This is a genomic window from Olleya marilimosa CAM030 (assembly GCF_000518485.1).
Taxonomy (GTDB): Bacteria; Bacteroidota; Bacteroidia; order Flavobacteriales; family Flavobacteriaceae; genus Olleya; species Olleya marilimosa.
The window spans coordinates 375,244-394,798 of the sequence record NZ_JADR01000001.1; the positions used below are offsets into that span (position 1 = coordinate 375,244).

Consider the following 19,555-nt stretch of genomic DNA (forward strand, 5'->3'; position numbering starts at 1 on the left):
TTAAAAACTAAACCCAAACATAAAGGTATCGTTAACCAATCCGCTTCCTTGGTAAGCCCTAACGTAGTCTACACGTAAAAAACGCATTTTTCCCCAACCTAAATTACTTAATCCAAGAGAGTATTCAGTATAAGGTTTATTTTCTTTAGTTGCTGCTGCATTAAATCCAGCAACCAAATTAAAATTAAGCTTATTTAATAGCGGAATCTTATTTAATATATAACCCTTAAAATTGTGTTCTGCATGTATTTCGGCGTAAGCCTTATTAGTACTTAATGCGTAGTATGGTAATATTTTAAAAGCATTAATATAATTACCGTCTATAACCGTATTGGTTTGATTACCATTAAAATGGTGGTAGTCTACAAAAGCAATATTGTCTGCATTGTTAAATACACCTCCTTTGGCTAAGTAGGTTAAATCACCTTTGTTACCTAGGTTTAAGCTTTGGTAAATTTGAGCTTTAAATTGATCAAAATTATAGTCAGCGTTACTGCTTCCAAAACCTTTTTCGTATCCTAAATATAATGTCGGTATTTTACTATTTGGAAGGTTGTATTTGCCAAAAGGATAACTCATGTAGTTTTGTCCAAAGTTAATACGCGTATTAAGATTAAACTTCATGATATTGTGCGCATCAAAGGATGCAACACCATTTGCAGAAGGATCTATTGGATTATTGCTAGTGTAATCTCTGTCATCTTGTGGTTGCCAAGTTTGATCTGTAGTGTTAAATAATGGTTTACGGTCGTTATAACTTAGGTCTGAGTATACATGTAAACCGTTTAGTACTTCTTGACTATAATTTAATTGAGCAAAATTACGGTCGTAAATTTTTAGATAATTTTTTTCTGCCCACAGAGAGTAAGAGGTGTTTAATACATCTAAACTAGTTAAGTTAGGATTAAATTGTTCCACTTTACTACCTCCTGATAAGGACACAAATGCTCTGTTTTTTTTATCAAATCTGTAATTTATAATTCCTGTAGCTCTTAATCTATCCTCTGACTCCCCATAGTTAATTGTAGATGACATATTAAAATACTCTGGACTATCGTCCTTAAATCGCTTAGTAAAACTTGCAGTTAATGATCCATTCCAACCTTGAACAGTGTTAAATCCTAGTTTGCGAATAGGAGAGGAGATATTAAAATACGTTTTGTTATACGAGTCACGATAACTGTAACCACCTAAAATATCACCAATTTTAAACTTGTTATCTACTTGGTCAACGGAGTCTAAATAGGTTTTGGATTCTCTGATTAATTGTATACTATCTCTTCTAACATAATCATTAGCCTCTACAGTAGTTAATGGAACTGGTCTTTTGGCATCCCAATATAACGAGTCCTTTTTATTTGCATTATCTTGAAAAGATAGGACTTCTCTGGTAAAATTCTTTTTATCAAAATTTGGGTTAAAGTCATAATCACTGTAAGCTGCTGTAAAACGTCCATCACCATTAAATCCAAAAATTCCAAACTCAAAATCAAATAGTTGTGTGGTTTTAACCCATTGTTTTTCTTGGTCGTAATAGGTAAACGTTTGTTTAATTTTAAATAGATCCACAGCAGGTATTTGTGCTTGTTGTCCAGTTAAAGTGACGTCTGTTCCAAATAAACTCCATTGGTCTTCAACAATATAAATAAATCCTCCAAATGCTTTATCATTTTTTCGTTTTGGAAGTAATTCAATCTTATTAATAAGGTTACCTAAATCGTCATAAAAGGTACCAACAAGTTTGTATTTGTAGTAGTTAAAGGCAAAGTCAGCAATAGGAGATACAATTTCGCTACCCAACTCAAAGGTGTTTTGATAAAAATTAAATTCGACGTCAGTCGCATTATTAAAGCTAAAACCATTACTGTCTCCACTAATTTTAGAGGCCACAATGGTTTCTTTAATAGGTTTAGGAGATTGATATTCTAGTTTGGATATTGTCTCTGATAAATAGACAATACCTGTTCTAGTAGAGTCTAATGCACCATCTAAATCGCCAACCTCTTGACCCATAATTTTTTCTGGGACATTGACCATTTTTAGTAACCCTCTGGAGTAAAACTCGGCTTTAAACGATTTAAGTTTATTTAAATTCTCTTTTCGTTTAGCAATGGTCTGCCTGATAATTGCATTTGCTGGATTTTCATCCGAATTAATAACAACCTCGTCTAAATTGATATCTTCTTCAATTAAAACAACATCTAGTACAAACGGAAGCTTTGTTATAACGACCTTCTTTTTTATAGTTTTATAACCTAAGTATTGAAACGTAATGGTGTAATCACCTGTTTTATTGATGTCCAATATGTAATTACCATCATTATTGGTTGTGGTACCAGTGTACGTATTTTCAATAAAAATATTGACTACAGGAAGAGGTTCGTTTTGGTTTGATGTAACGGTTCCTGTAATTTGAGAAAAGGCAAAGCTGCTAAATAGGGTAAATAGAGTAAGTAAAGAGTATTTCATGATAAGTTGGTTGTTTAATAGTATAGACGCACATTTTTATAAAATGGTTGCCTAGCCTCAAACATATAACTTATTGAAATTGAATATTGTTATAGAAATTATAAAATTTTAAAACGACTTAATTATAGATTTTTTTAATTCTATCTAAGTTTCGTTTATTATCTCTATCCTTAAGTGTTTCGCGTTTATCGTATAGTTTTTTTCCTTTAGCTAAAGCAATATCTAATTTAGCTAAACCTTTTTCATTTAAAAATAAGCGTAACGGAATAATGGTTAAACCAGAGGTGTTTACCTCTTTTAATAATTTTTTAAGCTCACGTTTGTTAAGTAACAATTTGCGTTCTGCTTTTGGTCTGTGGTTATAATAGTTTCCAAATGCATATTCCTGGATATTCATGTTAATAACAAACAATTCGCCTTGCTCATTAAATTCGCAAAAAGATTCGGCAATAGACGCTTGACTATTTCTAATAGATTTAATCTCTGTTCCGGTTAAAACAATTCCAGCAGTGTATTTGTCTAAAATTTCATATTGAAATTTAGCCTTTTTGTTAAGTATGTTTATCTTTTTTTGCATTAGTGCAAAGCTAATAAAATAGAAGTTAAAGTAATTATAATTGTTTACTCATTTTATACATCCCATTAAATTGACCTAAAATTAAATCAAAATCTAATGCGTATGAGTCCACGATTTTAAAACCACATTGTTTGTAAAACTGTAAAGCTTGTAATTGTGTGTCCATTGCTTCTAACCAAATGGATTTGGATTGGTTTGCTCTAGCAAAATCATAGCTTAGTTGCATTAATTGTTTACCTAAACCTAAACCTTGATAATCTTGGTCTAAATATAAGCGATGTAGTTTTGTGGTTGCTAATGACTTTTGATGGACCAATCTTAAAATGCCAATGGTTTTGTTATTGTATTCTACAAAATAATAATTGGCGTTTTTGTCTTGTAACTCTGTAGTGAGCTGTTTTAAATTATATTGCGAGTTTATGTACCAATTACAATCATTGTTTATCCATAAGTGTTGGTAAGCAGGAGGATAAATACGTTGCATTAATTGCAATAATGCATCGTGTTTGGCTAATGTAATGGGTTGTAAATGTAATTTCAAACGATCAGTTTTAAGCTAACTCTAAAGCAATATCTATCATGTCTTTAAAAGTAGTTTCGCGTTCTTTACTAGTTGTTTTTTCTCCAGTGACTAATGAGTCTGAAATGGTACAAATAGTTAAAGCGTTAACATTGTGTTTAGCAGCAACAGTGTATAATCCAGCAGTTTCCATCTCTACGCAAAGCACACCAAATTTACTCCATTTTTTATAGGACTCAAAATCGTCTGCATAAAACTCGTCTGACGTAAAAACGTTACCAGCTTTAATGGCAATATTTTTACTTTTAGCAGCTTCAACAGCTTTTTGAAACAATTCAAAACTAGCTGTAGGTGCATAATCTGCACCACCAAATCTAAGCTCGTTTACACCAGAGTTGGATGAGGCAGCCATAGCCAATACTACATCTCTAATTTTAATGTGTTTTTGGTACGATCCAGCGCTACCAACACGAATCAGGTTTTTTACACCAAATTGTGTAATTAATTCATGTGCATAAATAGATATGCTTGGTACACCCATTCCTGTTCCCATTACAGAGACACGTTTACCTTGATACATGCCAGTATATCCTAACATACCTCTAACTTCGTTAAAGCATACAGGATTTTCAAAAAAAGTTGTGGCAATCCACTTGGCACGTAAGGGGTCACCAGGTAATAATATAGTTTCTGCAACGTCGCCTTTTTGGGCTCCAATATGTATGCTCATAATTTTATTTATTTAATTGAAATGAATAGCCTAGTGTTTAATAACTTTTATCTCCTAATGCGTTGCCTGTCACAATTGCAATTCCGTTTGAGGTTCCAATACGATCAACACCTAAATTAATGTATTGTAACGCAGTGTCTGTGTCTCTAATCCCTCCAGAGGCTTTTATTTTTGTAGTACCATTATTAATGGCTTCTTTCATTATAGTTATAGCTTCAATAGTAGCACCTGATTTACCAAATCCTGTTGAGGTTTTAATAAATTCGGCTTTAGCCTTAATAGCTAATTTACTAGCTTCGTTTATCTCTTGGTTGTCTAGATAACATGTTTCTAATATTACTTTTAATGTGTTGTTAGGCATCACTTTTTTTACAGCTTCTATGTCTTTAAAAGCAGCATCAAAATCATGACTTTTAAGAAGGCCAATATTTAACACCATATCAATCTCGTCTGCACCATCGTGTAACGCTTGTTTGGTTTCTTCAACTTTTGCTTTAGTGCTCATAGCACCTAACGGAAATCCAATAACACTACACACCTTAACATCGCTATTTTTTAATTCGGCTTTAGCCAAACCAACATAGCAACTATTTACACATACCGAAAAAAAGTTATGAGTTATAGCTTCTTGACATAATTTTACAATATCAGCTTTAGTTGCAGTTGCTTTTAAAATGGTGTGATCTATGTATTTGCTTAATGGTTTCATCTAAAAATATTAAGATATAAAGTTAGTGGTTTTTTGATTAAAAAATGAATAGGTTTTATTATCAAATTACATGCAGCAAAAACAATAAAAAAACTTACTTAAACAATGACATAAGTCAGCTTTTGTGTTTTAAGTCTCGCTTAAATTTGTAGTATACAAAAACAACTAATTTAATTTATTATGAAAAAAATAATTATACCCTTTGTGTTACTATTACTATTATCTTTTAGTGTAAAGGCACAAGATGCACCATCTAACGATTCTGATTTTAATACTTGGCAAGCTCGTTTTAGAGTAGCATCTGTAATTCCATCTCCTGGAGATAATCTTGAAGGTGCAGATGTTGATATTTCTACAACCGTAATTCCAGAGGTTGACTTTACTTATTTTTTTACCAAGCATTGGGCTGCAGAGCTTATTTTGGCAACCACTAAACATGAGGTTGAGGTTGAAGGTTTGGATTTAGGTCATGTATGGTTATTACCTCCAACTTTAAATGTGCAATATCATTTTTATTCAGGTGATTTTAAACCTTACGTTGGAGCAGGTGTAAACTATACTATTTTTTATGGAGAAGATGCTGGAGATGTTGTGGGTATGGATTATGAAAACTCGGTAGGCTTTTCATTTCAAGCGGGAATTGACTATAATTTAAACGATAAATGGTTTTTAAATTTAGACATTAAGCAACTATTGCTTAGTACAGATGTAACTGTTAATGCAGGAGAAGCTGTAATACCTGTAGAGGTAGATATTAATCCTTTAATTATAGGTCTAGGGATTGGTGTTAAGCTATAATGATTGAATAAATATTATTAAAAAAGACTACAATTTGTAGTCTTTTTTTTTGTTTCAAATTTATTATCTCGTTGGACTTATTTATATTTAAAAAAAATAAATCTAGATGAATCAAAGTAAAATAGAGAAGGAATACGATTTAATTTGTGTTGGAGGCGGAATTATGAGTGCTACATTAGCACTAATGTCTAAAATACTTAAACCAGATTTAAAAGTATTAATTGTCGAACGTTTAGATGATGTTGCTCAAGAGAGCTCTGCTGCTTGGAATAACGCAGGTACAGGACATTCTGCGCTTTGCGAACTTAATTATTGCCCAGAAGAAGACGGTAAAGTCATAATTGATAAAGCTATAAAAATTTGCCAGCAGTTTGAGGAGTCTAAACAATTTTGGAGCTATTTAGTACAACAAGGTTTATTGAAAGATCCAGACCGTTTTATTGCAGCAGTACCACACCATAGTTGGGTTTTAGGTGAAGAAAATGCAACGTATTTAGAACAACGTTTTAACACAATGAAACATCATTTTATGTTTGATTCTATCCAATTTACAAAGGATAAAAATAAAATGAAAGACTGGTTTCCGTTAATTATGCATAACAGAGATGACAACGAAGTTATGGCTGCTTCTAGAATAGATAGAGGTACAGAGGTTAACTATGGTGCTTTAACAAAAACCTTATTTAATATTCTAGAAACCAAATTTGATACACCTGTATATTGTAATATGGAAGTTAAAGATATTGATCCAAGTCCAGATATTGATTGGACGGTAGAGATGGAAAATCTTAAAACTAACCAAAAATATAATCTAGAATCTAAACATGTTTTTATTGGAGCAGGAGGAGGAAGTTTATTGTTATTACAAAAAGTAGAAATTGAAGAAAAAGAAGGGTATGGTGGTTTTCCTATAAGTGGCGAATGGCTAGTTTGTAAAAATCAAGATATTATTAACCAGCATAATGCAAAAGTATATAGTAAAGCAGGTATTGGAGATCCACCTATGTCTACACCACATTTAGATACACGTTATATAAACGGAAAACGTGAATTGTTGTTTGGACCTTTTGCAGGTTTTAGTCCTAAATTTTTAAAAGAAGGGTCTAATTTTGATTTATTAAAATCGGTTAAATTTGATAATATTTCGCCTTTATTAGGTGCTTTTTGGCATAATTTACCGTTAACCAAATATTTAATAGAACAAGTGACCTCGTCACATGAAGACCGCATGAAGGAGTTACGCAAATTTGTTAAAGATGCAAATAGTGACGATTGGGAAATTTTAGTAGCAGGACAACGTGTTCAGATTATTAAAAAGGACGAATTTGAAGGAGGTGTTTTACAATTTGGGACAGAAGTGGTAAGTAGTAAAGATGGAAGTATTACTTGTTTGTTAGGAGCGTCTCCTGGTGCATCTACAGCAACATCAGTCATGTTGCAAGTGCTAGAAAAAGCTTTTCCAGAAATTTTACATTCAGAAGAAGGTAAAGCTATTATGGATAAAATGATTCCTTTTTATAACGCTCAGGTTGATGAAGCTTTGTTTAAAGCGCAGCTAAAACAAAGCGCTTTGGCTTTGAAATTGTAAATTAAAGAGAGATAAAAACCTTATTTTAAAGGCTATAACGCTTCAAGATTTTTCTCATTTTCTTGTTTTATAATTTCAGAGGTCCAAAGTATGGTGTCACTTAAATTTTTGAAAAGCTTGAAAGGTTTGTTATGAAACTTGTTTTCAAACTTAGAAGTTTCACGCATTTTATGGTCAGTACTAATAACTGCAAAAGCAACTAAATTTGGTATTGATTTTGCTGCATTGTAAACCAAAGGGTTAACTGTGTAAGAGACTACACGATTGGATATAAATGCAAAATTTTTATTTTTGAAATACTTACCTATTATTTCAACAAAAAGTTCTGTTTCATCATCACTGATAAATGCACCTTCTTTAACTTGTTTAATTAAAAAGTCATCAAAGACATAAACTTCGGCATTACCAATATCGTAATAATGAAATTTTCCCATGTTGTTTAGTAAACTTGTGATTAAGTTGATTTAGCATCAAGATAGTAATAAAAAAGAGTTTTTAAAAACCAATGCCTACTGCAAAATTAATTTAATTTTAATTATAAACAATTAACATTACCTATCAAATAGTAATACACTAATTATTGTGTTACATTTTAAATTATTAGTAATAAGATAATTTGTAAATGTTTTAATCATTAAAATAGCGTACTTGCTTAATATATAATGCTCTATCGTCTCCATCCAATTTAAACTCGATATCCAACCCAAACTCTAAGTACTTCTGTTTGGATTTATACACGTTATAGTAATAGTGTTTTTTGATTTTTTCTAATTGTTCGGAGAGTGTAATTATTTCGGCTTCAGTCATCACTAGTTTACCATTGTTAAGGTTAGAGTGTGATATGATTTCGACAATACGTTTGTCGTTATATAATTTAGAAGATGATCCAGAATAACAAATAACCTGGTCGCAGGTTACACCATCTTCAGGTTTTACAACACTTGCGTCTCCAACTTGGACATTAATAACATTGCCTAGATAGTTTTTTCGATACAAATTTTTGGTAATAGCAACACCATTGGCTTTCTCGTTAGGGAAGGAGCGATGCACTAAAATTCCCATTGCAATGCTATTTTGGTCAATATTAAAGTAGTCTCGTTCTAAAAAGGCACGCTCGTACCATAAACTTGACCATACTTTTTTGATTGCTTTTTCAATAGATTTTTTCCTGCTACCAACAATACCTGTTTTAGAGTCGTATAATCCTGCTCCAGAAAATCCAACAATATCTTCTGCATTTGTCGAGCTTCTAAAACGTAACTGAGTATGGTTACCTAAACTTTTAATTTTAGCTTCAACTTTGGATATTAATTCAGGATCTAAAGGTGTCTTTTTTATTAATTTCTGAATTGTTTTTAGTTGCTCTGTTAGTTTATTAGCATCTTGATTGATTTTGTAATCATAAATCATTTGCTTGACTAAGCTGTCTGCTCCAGACGTTTTTAGATGTGCTTCATAATAGTAAAACGGAATAGCAAATGCAGATTCCGGAATGTTAAAGGCTTCTTTTTTAGCTAAATCATATAACACACCAAAATTAGCTGCTTTGCCACCAACAGTGTTTATTGAGTTTTGACTTAAATTGTCTGCATTAATTAAGGTTTTTATAGTTGTGTTTTTTTCTAGAAATAACGTCGCTTTTTTCTGTTTTTTAGTTTTTCTTTCAAATTGTTCTTTAGAGATTGGTTTGATGTAAAAGGTGTCTAAAGCTACTTCAAAAGAAACATATTGATTGTCAAAGCTTTTTAAAATATCAGATTGCATAGCCTTAGTGTATGCTGCAATAGGGATTTTTCTATTTTTTCCTAATACCGAAATGTGACTTAATGGTGTTTGCAAAATAGTGGTTATAACACCAGCAGTAATAGGTAATTCTAAGATAGGTTGATTAATAACAATTATATCATGTTTACCAATATTGTATTGTTTTAACGAATCCACAGCTACAAATTTTAAGCATCCATAGCTTTTTTGAGTACTTACCGCTTGATACGTTTGTTCTCCATATAAATCTGAAGCAGATATTGTGGGAATATCTAAAACTGCATTTAAATGCTCTAAACGTGCAGTATTTAAAAAGAAATTAAAGCTTTTAAAAAAGGTAGCTTTTTTAATGGCTTCATAAAAGGTTTTAATATCTGCAATTTGCATATCATCAATAGGAGAAAGCTCTAGGTTATAGGTGTCGTTTGCTAAATAATGATTGATGTTTCCTAATAAAAAACGTTTGTTTTTATGCTGTGCTTTGTAGTTAGAATTATTAAATTCTTTTAAGGTTTCAGGAATTTCTAAAAAGCCTTTACAGAAATGGTAATGGTATTTGTAATTTTTACTATTGATAAAGTAGAGCTGTTGTTCTTTAATATCAAAAACGACTTTTAAAGCATCAATATTTCCATATTTATTAGTATTTGGAGATGTTTTTAAGGCATTAAAATCGGTTTTAGAAGTTAATACACGTTTAAACTTAGTCTGAGATAAAACAAATGTTGAGGTTAATATAAAAAGAACGACGAGATGTTTTTTAATTAGAGATGTAATCAAGCTAAGTGGTTTTTTATTAGAGTAATACAATATATAATAAAAAAAAGCAACACGCCACTTTTGTAAAGTATTGTGTTGCTTTTCAACTAACCAACCATTATTAAAACGTACGTTTATACGCTTTATTTTATGTTAACAGAACTTTGTGATTATAGTTCTTTAGTTACTAATTCACTTTGATTTCTAAAGACTAATTCACCATCAAAAGCATCAAGTAAAATAATACTATCTGTAGTTACTTTTCCTGATAAAATTTCTTTACTTAACTGATTAAGCACGTCTTTTTGTATGACACGTTTTACAGGTCTTGCTCCATATTCTGGATTATATCCTTTGTCTGCTAAATATTTTACAGCTTCAGGTGTTGCATCAAAAGTAATCCCTTGTTTTGCTATCATTTTAGAAATACCTTTTAATTGTAATCCTACAATTTCTGTAATATTATCTTGTGTTAAAGGTGTAAACATAATGATGTCGTCAATACGGTTTATAAACTCTGGTCTAACCGTTTGTTTTAGTAATGCTAAAACATCCACTTTTGCACCTTCAATAGCAGTTTCTACGTCTTTTACAGCATCAAATCGTTCTTGTATTATTTGACTTCCCATGTTGGAAGTCATGATAATAATAGTGTTTTTAAAATCTGCAATACGACCTTTGTTGTCTGTTAAATGTCCTTCGTCTAATACTTGTAATAAGATATTAAATGTGTCTGGATGTGCTTTTTCAATTTCGTCTAAAAGCACTACAGAATAAGGTTTACGTCTAACCGCTTCGGTTAATTGTCCACCTTCATCGTAACCAACATATCCTGGAGGCGCACCAACTAATCTGCTTACCGCATGACGCTCTTGGTACTCGCTCATATCTATTCTAGTCATTGCACTTTCATCATCAAAAAGGTATTCTGCCAATGCTTTTGCTAATTCCGTTTTACCAACACCAGTTGTTCCTAAAAACAGAAAGGTTCCAATTGGTTTTTCTGGATTTTGTAAACCTGCACGACTACGTCTTACAGCATCACTAACCGCAACAATAGCTTCTTCTTGACCAACCACACGTTTATGTAATTCCTTTTCAAGATTTAATAGTTTTTCGCGATCACCTTGTAGCATTTTGGTAACAGGAATACCTGTCCATTTTGCAACAACCTCTGCAATATCCTCATAAGTAACTTCTTCTTTGATTAAAGAATTTTCAGATTGGTTATCTGCTAAGTCTTTCTGTAATTTTTCTAATGCCTCTTGAGCTTCTTTAATCTTACCATAACGTAACTCTGCAACCTTACCGTAATCTCCATCACGTTCTGCTTTTTCAGCTTCAAGCTTAAAGTTTTCAATGTCTTGCTTTCTGTTTTGTATGTTATCTACTACTTCTTTTTCGCTAATCCATTTTGCATTAATTTCATTACGTTCTTCTTTTAAGTTAGCTAAATCTGATTGTAATATTTTTAATTTGTTATCATCTTTTTCTCGCTTAATAGCCTCTATTTCAATTTCTAACTGCATCACTTTTCTGTCTAAAACATCAAGTTCTTCTGGTTTAGAATTGATTTCCATACGCATTTTAGCAGCAGCTTCATCCATTAAGTCAATTGCTTTATCTGGCAAAAATCTGTTGGTAATGTAGCGTTGAGACAACTCTACAGCACCAATAATGGCATCATCTTTTATACGTACTTTATGGTGTGTTTCGTATTTTTCTTTAATACCTCTTAAAATTGAAATAGCACTTTCTGTATCAGGCTCGTCCACCATTACTTTTTGGAAACGACGCTCTAAAGCTTTGTCTTTTTCAAAATACTTTTGGTACTCGTCTAAGGTCGTTGCACCAATAGCACGTAATTCTCCACGCGCTAAAGCAGGTTTTAAGATGTTTGCAGCATCCATTGCACCTTGTCCGCCACCTGCACCAACAAGCGTATGGATTTCGTCAATAAATAGTACAATATCTCCTTCGCTTTCTGTTACTTCTTTAATAACTGCTTTAAGACGTTCTTCAAATTCTCCTTTAAATTTAGCACCTGCAATTAGTGCTCCCATGTCTAGTGCAAAAATTTGCTTGTCAACTAAGTTTTCTGGGACGTCACCATCTACAATTCTATGCGCTAAACCTTCTGCAATAGCAGTCTTACCAGTTCCTGGCTCACCTACTAAGATTGGGTTATTTTTAGTACGACGAGATAAAATTTGAAGGATTCTTCTAATTTCTTCGTCACGACCAATTACAGGATCTAATTTTCCATCTCTTGCTAATTGATTTAAATTTTTAGCGTATTTATTAAGGGAGTTGTAAGTTTCCTCTTGACTTTGAGAGGTGACACGATCCCCTTTTCTTAATTCATCAATAGCAGCTTTTAAACCTTTTTCTGTTACGCTTTGGTCTTTAAGCATTTGTGCTATTTTGCTGTTTGATTTAAAAACAGCTAAAATAAAGTGCTCTATTGATACGTAGTCGTCATTCATTGCTTTTGCAATAATAGACGCTTCGTTAAGTGTTTTACTAGCTTCACGAGACAGCATTAAATCTGCACCTGTAACTTTAGGAAAACTTTCTAGTTGCTTATCTAATGCTAATTCTAAAACATTAAGATTTACATTTAATTTTTTTAAAATGAATGGTAGTACGTTTTCATCTACCTCAAAAATGGCTTTAAAAAAGTGTTCATTTTCTATTTGCTGATGACCATAACTTTGCGCAATTTGTTGCGCACGTTGTATGGCTTCTTGCGATTTAATTGTATAATTATCTGGGTTCATATATTGTGTGTGTTTTTATTTCCGCGTAAGCGAAAATCTTATGTTTATTATTGTTTTACGAAAGCTATATTTCAATTACCTTACCAATTGTATTTGCAAGACAAAATGTCGCTATCGCATTAGTTTTAGCTGACTTTTAGTCAGTTTGTAGTTGTTTGATATTTCTATGTAAGTTAATTAAAACCTTTCGACATAATCTATGATTAGTATCATAAAAATGATATTTTTGTTTAACTTATAGCAGTTATATTGCTAAAAAGAAATTATTATGTTTGGAAAATTATTTGGAGGTTCTAAAGAGCCAAAAGCAAAGAAAATACTTGCTTGGAAAAACTTAACTGAAGTAGCTCAATTAGATGAAATAGAAAAATTATCTAAAGGAAAGACACAAGTTATATTTAAACACTCTACACGTTGTGGTATAAGTAGTATGGTTATGAATCAGTTTGTAGATGCTTTTGATGTAGATTCAAATTTGGACCTATATTATTTAGATTTATTAAATTACAGAGAGGTATCAAACGAAACTGGTTATAAGTTTCAGGTTATGCACCAAAGTCCACAACTATTGGTAATAAAAAATGGAGTAGTGGTAACGCATGCTAGTCATGGCGCGATTAATGAAATTGACCTAACTAAATTTGTTTAAATTATGAGATATGTATTACTTTTTATTGTTGTGTTAGTAACTTTTGGTTGCGAAACTAAAACAGAAGACGTTTATGTGGCTTCCAATAATTGGAAAGCAATGCAATGGAATAAACCACTTAGTGACTCGTTAGTTTCTGGATCGTCTTATTTATCGGTTTATTCACAAATTTATAGTGTAACAGAACATAAGCGTCACGATTTGACAGCAACTATTAGTATTAGAAATATTAATAAAAAGGATACAATTTTTATAAAAGAAGCAGATTTTTACAATACAAAAGGTGATTTAATTAAAACTTATTTTACTGAAACGATTTATGTTAATCCAATGCAAACTATTGAAATTGTGATTAATGAAAGAGATGTTGAAGGAGGAACTGGAGCTAATTTTGTTTTTGATTGGTTAGCGTCTAAAGATGTAAAACCACCATATTTTGAAGCAGTAATGATATCTACATCTGGTCAGCAAGGTTTGTCTTTTACAACAAAAGGTGTTGAAATTAATTAATGTTTATGAAAGAAATATTAACGACGTTTTTATTTTTAGTTGCAGTAATTGATCCATTAGGATCCATACCTGTGTATTTAGAAGCTACCAAAAATTTTGATAAAAAATATAAAAAACGCATTGCTGTTAGAGCTAGTTTTGTTGCTTTTTTAGTGCTATTATTTTTTATTGTTATTGGACAATTAATTTTAGAAGGAATGAATGTTACGTTAGATGCGTTTCAGATTTCTGGAGGAGTGATATTGTTTTTATTTGCATTAACTATGATTTTTGGAGAAGGAAAACCAGAAACAGAAAAGCATGGTATTAAAGATTATAAACATGTTACTATTTTTCCGGTAGCTATTCCGTCTATAGCATCTCCAGGTGCTATTATGGCTGTTGTATTGCTAACGGATAATCATATTTACAACATACAGCAACAGTTATTTACTACAATATTAGTGCTTATAGTTATTGTCCTAACTAGCTTGTTATTATTGGCAGCTAATAAGGTCCAAGAACGTATTGGAGAATATGGTATTACCGTAATTAGTAAAATTATGGGATTAATATTAGCATCCTACGCTGTGCAAAGTATTTTAAGCGGATTAAAAGACTTTTTTGCTTAACATATAAAAACTCCCAAATTTATTTGGGAGTTTTTTTAAATGATGAGATTAAAACTTAGCTTTTAAAAGTATATCTAGTTATTATGTCTTTTAATTTATATTTTAAATCTTCTCCTGTGTCATAAACCATTTGTTCGTTACTAGGAAAACGTACTTGTCTGTTTTTTAATAATAGTAAATCTTCATTATTTAAAGCTCTACGATCACCTTTTACAGTTCCAAAAGTGTTTTCAAATACAAACTGACTATCTATTGAAAAGTTATCCAATATTTGGTTTTGCTTTACATCTGTATAAACAACTTTAGCAATCACTTGTGTAGATTTATGTTGGTTAACTTCAAAAAATCTAGCTTTAATATTTACTATTTTATCCTGTTTAATATCGTTTCCTAAACTGTCTTTTACAACATTACCATTATCATCTAAAGCATATTCCCAACCATCAATAATATTTTTTTGACGTAATAATTGTCTTTCTGTAATATGTTCTGGTGATATGTTAATACGTTGTAATTGTAACTCCATATTATAATCATAGTCTATAGTGTTATCTTGATTGGCATGATAAACTGTCCAAAACTGATTTAAACCATAAGTGTCAAAGTTTAATAAATCTGATTCTAAACGTTGTGGTATTATTTGATGTGTTTGATTTATAATAGATACTAAAACAAAGTCAGTACCATAAAAATGAGCTTCCTGTAATAGGTGTCTTACATCTTTATAATTTGGATTTATACTTTCTATTTCATTTAATAAAGTATAAGCATCACGATTAGCATACTTGTTATGCGTTTGCATTAATTGTAATGCTTGTTCGTGTTTGTATTCGGATACTTTAGCTCTGTAATTTACAATTTCATCACTATAATCGTTAAAACTTAGCTCTAAAGTTTTACCATTTAGTTGTAAAGGTAAAACACGTTTTATTGCGTTTTGACGCGTTTCTAAATCCAAATAGGTATTATATATTGTTTCGTACAGTTCCGGATTACCATCTTTAGTTAGATGGTTAAGAGTATTATGGTCGTCTTCAACAACTTTGTAATAAGCATCTTGTAATAAAGCAACATAGTCTTGCTTGCGCTTTTTATCTTTGTTATTTTCTAATTTTTTTAAGGCATTACTAATTGCCAAATCATAATTACCAGAGTGTAATTGCTTCTCGATTTGTTTTCTTCCAACACAAGATGTAAGTACTAGAAGAACTACTAAAATAAGTGTGAAGTTTCTCATCTTTTTTGGATTTAATTGGTTTCTATATGTTTAGAATTTCAATTTACGTGCCAAACCCAAAAAAGAAACCCTTAAATTTTAAAATTTAAGGGTTAACTATTTGATATTTAATAAGTTGTTATTTTGCCTTTTTAGGCTCAAAGACTGGTAGTAATTTTGTTTTTACTTCTCCAAAACCAATTCTAGTTCCTTCTTTTTCGCAATACCCTCTCATGATAACAGTATCATTATCATTAATAAATTTACGCTCTGTACCATCATTAAGTTTAACAGGCTTTTCACCTCTCCAAGATAATTCCAACATCGATCCATAACTATCAGGTGTTGGTCCAGAAATAGTACCACTTCCCATCATGTCTCCAGAGTTAACAGGACAACCATTTACAGTGTGATGTGCTAATTGTTGAGACATGCTCCAATACATGTGTTTAAAGTTAGATTTGCTTACAACTGTTTCTTTAGCTTTTTCAGGTTGAATAGCAACTTCTAAATTAATATCGTAGCTTTTTTTACCACTTTGTTGTAAGTAAGGTAAAAGTTTTTTAAGTGGTTTTGGGCTCTCAGCTTTAAAGGGTTGTAATGCATCCAAAGTAACAATCCATGGAGATATTGATGATGCAAAGTTTTTAGCTAAAAATGGTCCTAATGGTACATATTCCCACTTTTGGATATCACGTGCAGACCAGTCATTAAATAATACTAAACCAAAAATATATTCTTCAGCTTCATTAACCGGAATTGGTTCTCCTAAGTCGTTAGCATCTGTAGTAATAAAAGCCATTTCTAACTCAAAGTCTACTAATTTACTTGGTCCAAAAACAGGTTCTGTAGCTCCTGCTGGTAAGGTTTGACCTTGTGGTCTATGTACTGGTATTCCAGAAGGTATGATAGAGCTGCTTCTACCATGGTAACCCACAGGAATATGAAGCCAGTTTGGTAATAAAGCATTATCAGGATCTCTAAACATCGTTCCAACATTAGTTGCATGCTCTATGCTTGAGTAAAAATCTGTATAATCACCAATTTGCACTGGCAATTGCATTTCAATTTCATCTAGTCTAAATAAAACAATTTCTTTATGTTTTACGTTGTTTTTAAGCAAATCATTCTCTGCATCAAAAATTTCAGCAATTCTATTTCTTACTAAACGCCAAGTTTTGCGTCCATCTGCAATAAAATCGTTTAAGGTATCTTGAAGAAAAATATCATCTGTTAAAGGGATACCCTCAAAATAGCCTAGTTGGTGTAAAGCGCCTAAATCAATTGCTGTGTCTCCAATTCGTGTTCCAATGGTAATAATGTCGTCTCTAGTTAAGAAAACTCCAAATGGAATATTTTGAACAGGAAAGTCCGAGTTTTTATCGACGTGTAACCATGATTTTCTGTCTGGATTATTTGCGGATAATGGCATATATATAATTGTTGATTTGTTGTTTATAAATTCTAAGTAAATATATGTTTTTTGAATTATTTACAAGCAGTATTTCTTATTTTTGATAAATATTTAACGATAAAACTATTTTCGCTTTAAGCGGAAATTTAAAAACATACAATTATGCAACGCGACGAACAAATTTTTGAACTAATTCAAGCAGAAAAAGAACGCCAACTAGATGGTATAGAATTAATTGCATCCGAAAACTTTGTCAGTGACCAAGTTATGGAAGCAGCTGGATCTGTATTAACTAACAAATATGCCGAAGGGTATCCAGGAAAGCGCTATTATGGTGGTTGTGAAGTGGTTGACGAAGTCGAGCAAATCGCAATTGACAGAGCAAAAACTTTGTTTGGAGCAGAATATGCTAACGTGCAACCACATTCTGGTAGCCAGGCTAACACAGCAGTTTATCATGCAGTATTAAAACCAGGAGATAAAATATTAGGATTTGACTTGTCGCATGGTGGACATTTAACGCATGGCTCTCCTGTTAACTTTTCTGGAAAATTATATAATCCAGTATTTTACGGAGTAGAGGAAGCTACAGGCGTTTTAAATTACGATACCATCCAAGAGATAGCAACACGTGAAAAGCCACAATTAATAATTGCTGGAGCTTCTGCGTATTCTAGAGATATTGATTTTAAACGTTTTAGAGCAATTGCAGATAGTGTTGGCGCTTTATTATTAGCAGATATATCACATCCTGCTGGATTAATTGCAAAAGGGATTTTAAACGATCCATTACCACACTGTCATATTGTAACAACAACAACACACAAAACATTACGTGGACCAAGAGGAGGTATGATATTAATGGGTAAAGATTTTGAAAACCCATTTGGATTAAAACTTAAAAACGGAAATTTAAAAATGATGTCCTCACTTTTAGATTCAGGTGTATTTCCTGGAAATCAAGGTGGACCATTAGAGCATATTATTGCTGCTAAAGCAATAGCTTTTGGTGAAGCGCTAACAGAGCCATTTATGCATTATATGTTACAGGTTAAGAAAAATGCATCTGCTATGGCTGAGGCTTTTGTAAAACGTGGCTACAAAATTATATCTGGAGGTACAGATAACCACATGATGTTAATTGATTTACGTAACAAAAACATTACAGGTAAAGATGCTGAAAAAGCATTAGTAAAAGCAGACATTACTGTAAACAAAAACATGGTTCCTTTTGATGATAAATCTCCATTTGTAACCTCTGGAATTAGAATTGGAACAGCTGCAATTACAACAAGAGGTTTAAAAGAAAATGAAATGGAAGCTATTGTGGAGCTTATTGATCAAGTAATCATGAATCATGAAAACGAAGAGTTATTAGATGAAATAGCAATAAAAGTTAATGCAATGATGAGTGAATTACCATTATTTGTAGCTTAATTAAATAGATAATTTCGCTTTCGCGGAAAAAAAGCCTGCTATATTTTAGCAGGCTTTTTTTGTTTTATAATCTTCTAAAGATATCGTTTAAGGTTTTAAAATCGCTACGCTTATATCTAACATCGTCTCTTTCTCTTAAATATTTGATTAAATCATGTTTAGGTCCAGAAGTCCAAAAATTCCAAGTTTCAATTAATTGATTATTTACATCAATAATAACTTCGTTAACTAATTTATTATCAAAAGGATAATTAGCAGTATCATAAACTATAACGTCTATATTATTATCAAAAACTTTTCTGTATAACTTTCCATCATCTTTAATAAAATTAAACATAGTGTTAGCATCAGAATTTGGATTGTATAGCATAACATCATTAATTTCATCTTTACAATAATAATTGTAAGTTTCTCCATCGTCATGCAGCACTACATAATTGTCTGCAATAGAATTGTTTAAGCTAAAATATCCAATAATAATTGATCCATCATTCAAAGTCATTTCACCTTGATAAAAGTCATTTGGATAATCATTTAATGTACTAAGAAAAGTAATTAAATTAAGGGTCTCTAAAGCTATTACGCTGGAGTTACTTTTGTGTTTAGTTTGGCCATTTGCAGTAATCATAAATAATAATAAAACAAAAGCTGCAATACGTTGGGTAATTTTACTTGATTTCATAAGATTATTTTTAAGAGATTAAACTTTTTGTTTATTCTCAATAATCAGACCAATTTAATTTAATTATAAAATTAGAAGTTAATTAGGAGGTTATAGATAGTCTTCAGAGTCATAAGAAGAGAGGTTAGTTGATTTGTAAAATGGACAAAAAGCTGTAACACTAGCAAATAAAAACATGGCTGAAACTACTATAATTATAAAAGCTATTAGACCTTTAAATTCTCCAACATATAATATTGATATAAGCAGCAAAACCACAATAAAACGGACTAATCTATCAAAATTGCTCATATTTCTTTTTAATTTTATCATGACTAAATAATTGAGGGTTGTTATTTAGTT

Annotated in this window: 18 protein-coding genes; 6 read left to right on the forward strand and 12 right to left on the reverse strand. The window is 31.5% G+C overall.

Translation table 11 applies throughout. From position 1 onward, the window contains the following. From M890_RS0101865 to deoC, 5 genes are all read right to left on the reverse strand, one after another. Positions 1-2,469 (reverse strand): DUF5686 and carboxypeptidase regulatory-like domain-containing protein, encoded by a 2,469-nt coding sequence (locus M890_RS0101865; protein ID WP_036597024.1) that lies wholly within the window; start codon positions 2,467-2,469, stop codon positions 1-3. Between the two features lie 118 nt (positions 2,470-2,587). After that, positions 2,588-3,046 (reverse strand): SsrA-binding protein SmpB, encoded by a 459-nt coding sequence (smpB, locus tag M890_RS0101870; RefSeq protein ID WP_028281891.1) that lies wholly within the window; start codon positions 3,044-3,046, stop codon positions 2,588-2,590. Positions 3,047-3,080: 34 nt separating this feature from the next. Continuing rightward, positions 3,081-3,587 (reverse strand): GNAT family N-acetyltransferase, encoded by a 507-nt coding sequence (locus tag M890_RS0101875; protein WP_028281892.1) that lies wholly within the window; start codon positions 3,585-3,587, stop codon positions 3,081-3,083. A 10-nt stretch (positions 3,588-3,597) separates the two neighbouring features. Continuing rightward, entirely contained in the window at positions 3,598-4,296 is a 699-nt protein-coding gene (gene deoD / locus M890_RS0101880) for a purine-nucleoside phosphorylase (protein ID WP_028281893.1), read from the reverse strand. Between the two features lie 37 nt (positions 4,297-4,333). Beyond that, positions 4,334-5,005, reverse strand: coding sequence for a deoxyribose-phosphate aldolase (deoC, locus tag M890_RS0101885; protein WP_028281894.1), 672 nt, complete (start codon positions 5,003-5,005; stop codon positions 4,334-4,336). A gap of 180 nt (positions 5,006-5,185) precedes the next feature. On the opposite strand from deoC, the gene M890_RS0101890 reads away from it, so the two are divergent. Further along, positions 5,186-5,803 carry an OmpW/AlkL family protein gene (locus M890_RS0101890; RefSeq protein ID WP_028281895.1) on the forward strand — a complete coding sequence of 206 codons (618 nt, stop codon included), beginning with the start codon at positions 5,186-5,188 and terminating at the stop codon, positions 5,801-5,803. A 106-nt stretch (positions 5,804-5,909) separates the two neighbouring features. Beyond that, entirely contained in the window at positions 5,910-7,391 is a 1,482-nt protein-coding gene (mqo, locus tag M890_RS0101895; RefSeq protein WP_028281896.1) for a malate dehydrogenase (quinone), read from the forward strand. 32 nt (positions 7,392-7,423) lie between these two features. Here mqo and M890_RS0101900 read toward each other — a convergent pair whose 3' ends face one another. The 3 genes from M890_RS0101900 to clpB all read right to left on the reverse strand — a co-directional run bounded on the left by M890_RS0101900 (position 7,424) and on the right by clpB (position 12,694). Continuing rightward, positions 7,424-7,825 (reverse strand): hypothetical protein, encoded by a 402-nt coding sequence (locus M890_RS0101900; RefSeq protein WP_028281897.1) that lies wholly within the window; start codon positions 7,823-7,825, stop codon positions 7,424-7,426. A 193-nt stretch (positions 7,826-8,018) separates the two neighbouring features. Continuing rightward, positions 8,019-9,935 (reverse strand): PEP/pyruvate-binding domain-containing protein, encoded by a 1,917-nt coding sequence (locus M890_RS0101905; protein WP_157243245.1) that lies wholly within the window; start codon positions 9,933-9,935, stop codon positions 8,019-8,021. A 149-nt stretch (positions 9,936-10,084) separates the two neighbouring features. Beyond that, positions 10,085-12,694 (reverse strand): ATP-dependent chaperone ClpB, encoded by a 2,610-nt coding sequence (clpB, locus tag M890_RS0101910; RefSeq protein WP_028281899.1) that lies wholly within the window; start codon positions 12,692-12,694, stop codon positions 10,085-10,087. Positions 12,695-12,962: 268 nt separating this feature from the next. Here clpB and ytxJ point away from each other — a divergent pair, with 268 nt between their 5' ends. From ytxJ to M890_RS0101925, 3 genes are read left to right on the forward strand one after another with little or no spacing between them, the layout of a single operon-like run. Next, entirely contained in the window at positions 12,963-13,343 is a 381-nt protein-coding gene (gene ytxJ, locus M890_RS0101915; protein WP_394331856.1) for a bacillithiol system redox-active protein YtxJ, read from the forward strand. A gap of 3 nt (positions 13,344-13,346) precedes the next feature. Continuing rightward, complete coding sequence (locus M890_RS0101920) at positions 13,347-13,853, forward strand: DUF3124 domain-containing protein (protein ID WP_036597025.1); 507 nt, start codon at positions 13,347-13,349, stop codon at positions 13,851-13,853. Positions 13,854-13,858: 5 nt separating this feature from the next. Next, the gene (locus tag M890_RS0101925; protein ID WP_028281902.1) at positions 13,859-14,464 is read left to right on the forward strand and encodes a MarC family protein; all 606 of its coding nucleotides are present in this window, start codon (positions 13,859-13,861) and stop codon (positions 14,462-14,464) included. A gap of 55 nt (positions 14,465-14,519) precedes the next feature. On the opposite strand, the gene M890_RS0101930 is transcribed toward M890_RS0101925, so the two are convergent. Then, positions 14,520-15,701: a hypothetical protein gene (locus M890_RS0101930; RefSeq protein ID WP_028281903.1), complete on the reverse strand. Its 1,182-nt coding sequence runs from the start codon at positions 15,699-15,701 to the stop codon at positions 14,520-14,522. Positions 15,702-15,819: 118 nt separating this feature from the next. Further along, a complete protein-coding gene (gene fahA, locus M890_RS0101935) occupies positions 15,820-17,112 on the reverse strand; it encodes a fumarylacetoacetase (protein WP_028281904.1) in 1,293 nt (430 codons plus the stop codon). A gap of 144 nt (positions 17,113-17,256) precedes the next feature. On the opposite strand from fahA, the gene glyA reads away from it, so the two are divergent. Beyond that, entirely contained in the window at positions 17,257-18,531 is a 1,275-nt protein-coding gene (gene glyA, locus M890_RS0101940) for a serine hydroxymethyltransferase (protein ID WP_028281905.1), read from the forward strand. Between the two features lie 64 nt (positions 18,532-18,595). Here glyA and M890_RS0101945 read toward each other — a convergent pair whose 3' ends face one another. Beyond that, a complete protein-coding gene (locus M890_RS0101945; RefSeq protein WP_028281906.1) occupies positions 18,596-19,213 on the reverse strand; it encodes a hypothetical protein in 618 nt (205 codons plus the stop codon). Positions 19,214-19,303: 90 nt separating this feature from the next. Next, entirely contained in the window at positions 19,304-19,504 is a 201-nt protein-coding gene (locus M890_RS0101950) for a YgaP family membrane protein (RefSeq protein ID WP_198018188.1), read from the reverse strand. Between the last annotated feature and the right edge of the window lie 51 nt (positions 19,505-19,555).